The following is a 2,171-nucleotide window of genomic DNA, read 5'->3' on the forward strand; positions in this document are numbered from 1 at the left end:
ATGAACCCCTATCCGGAAGGCAAACTGGGTGTGATCGAAGAAGGCGCCTATGCCGACATCCTGCTGATAGACGGCAACCCCCTCGAAGACTTCTCTGTCGTTGGAACAGGCGATCAGTGGTTCGGTGCGGACCCGAGGCCGGACAGCCCGGAAACAATCCGCCTGATCATGAAGGACGGTGTGATCTACAAAAACACACTGGATTGACCAGATAAAGCAGCCGGAGAGCATTCATGCGAAATTGGTTTTGCTCCGCAGTATTCGCAGGGTTGGTTTTGTGCGGTTATGATGCTGCGGCGACGCCTGGAACCGCGTTGGACTGGGCAGATCTGCCAGATCCGTCTGCGCAGGTCTTTGATGACCCCTATCGTGAACTCAGCCCCGAACAGTTCGACGATGTTCTTTTCGTTGTGCGTATACGCGGCAGGTTGCAGCAGGAGGTTGGCAGCGCCGAAGAACGGCAGAAATGGCAATTGCTTTTAGCAGAGACCGAAGACGCCTTGGTGTCAGACGGAATTGACGTCGACTGGTTACTCGATCAGCGCGAGGTTGTGACTGAACGTCGAAGAAAGGCTGGAACGAGCGGAAACCCGCAATTCGACGGCAGAACAATCACACTCGCGGGCTTTGCCATTCCTGCTCCAAGCGATCCGGACGGCCGGCCTGTGGCGTATTTGGTGCCAGAAAGAGGGATGTGCAGCCACATGCCTCCACCTCCGCCTAACCAGATGATCCGTGTGCGGTTGAACGGGGACTGGGCGCCTAGCTATTTCCACGAACCCGTTCGGCTGACAGGCACGCTGACTATCGATCCTTCCGTTCATAATATGATGGTTGTGGATGGCCTCATGCCTATGAATGCGACTTTCCAGCTAGAGGCGGAACGTGTCGAAACTCTGGAAACCGAGGCAGACAGGTTGGAATGGAAGCAGCGTGCTGCTGATCTCATCCGCGCGGCAGGAAATCGCAAGACCGGTGGGGCACAGGCGTCAAAATGATAAGACTTCTGGTTGCCGCATTGAGCATTGCATTTGCTGGCGCAGCGTCGGCTCAGGGACTATCCGGGCCATCTTCAGTCGAAGCCGATCTTGCGCCCGGAGACGGGCTCACCGATCCGCAATATCGTTCCGATTTTCCACGCAACATCGCACCGGGTTGGTTTCAGTGGAAAGACCGACTGGCTGAGGGTGGTTTTCGGTTCAACATTGACTACCTGGCATTGGGCCAAACCACGGATGCTGATCTGGGAACCGGCGAAGCAGCCAGCGGAATTGCGCGGTTCTACGGCAGTTGGCAGGCAACTGAACGGGGGTCTCTGACATTCAAGATCGAAGACAGGCACAGTTATACTGACGTTGCTCCGCAATTTCTCGGGCTGGATGGCGGAGCCCTTTCAATCACGGGAACAGCCTTCAATGACAACGGTTTGCTTCTGACCAATTTGTTCTGGACCCAAAGGGCTGAGAATGGGTCGTGGGCGCTGCAAGTCGGCCAGATTGATGTAACGGACTTTGTGGATATCTACGGGTTGGTAAGCCCCTACAGTGGTTTTCAAAACCTGTCTTTCAATACCAACCCGACAATCAACACGCCCAACCAAGGCCTTGGTATTGCCGGTGGGGTAAAGCTGAGCGAGAACCTCTACGCCGTTGCCAGCGTATCAGACGCAAACGCCGACCCGTCCGATCCAAACTTTGATGTGTTTAGCGACGGCAATCTCTTCAAGTCGCTCGAACTTGGGTACACGTCCGGCTTTGATCGCATCTACTTCGACAATATCCATCTGACCCTCTGGCATGCGGATGCGGCTGACGATGGCAGTCGAGCAGAAGATTACGGCGCAGCGTTTTCCGCCGCATGGTTTGTTGACAATAAATGGATGCCGTTCTTCCGTGCAGGGGCCTCGAAGGGAACCGCAGCGCTTTATGAACGGTCGATTTCTGCCGGTCTCGGTTACTATGGTCGCAACACCGATTTGGCCGGTCTGGGCCTAAACTGGGCCGAAGCAAGAGGCATAGATGGCGATCAGTTCACGCTTGAAGCTTTCTACCGCTTTTCAATCTCACCCGGACTGCAGATCACGCCGTCACTGCAGTTCATTTCTGACCCGCTGCTGAACCCCACTCAGGATAGCATTACGCTGTTTGGCCTAAGAACCCGGATCGTTTTCT

General features: G+C 55.1%; 2 protein-coding genes and 1 pseudogene. All 3 read left to right on the top strand.

The features are described from left to right. Positions 1–207 (top strand): annotated as a pseudogene (locus tag ACR0LN_RS23870) (metal-dependent hydrolase family protein); the annotation flags it as partial. 26 nt (positions 208–233) lie between these two features. Continuing rightward, positions 234–998 (top strand): DUF3299 domain-containing protein, encoded by a 765-nt coding sequence (locus ACR0LN_RS23875; RefSeq protein WP_170412886.1) that lies wholly within the window; start codon positions 234–236, stop codon positions 996–998. Continuing rightward, the coding region (locus ACR0LN_RS23880) for a carbohydrate porin (protein WP_480433227.1) at positions 995–2,171 on the top strand (1,177 nt) is incomplete at its 3' end. The genes ACR0LN_RS23875 and ACR0LN_RS23880, both read left to right, overlap by 4 nt.

It is taken from the genome of Ruegeria sp. AA6 (assembly GCF_056542865.1).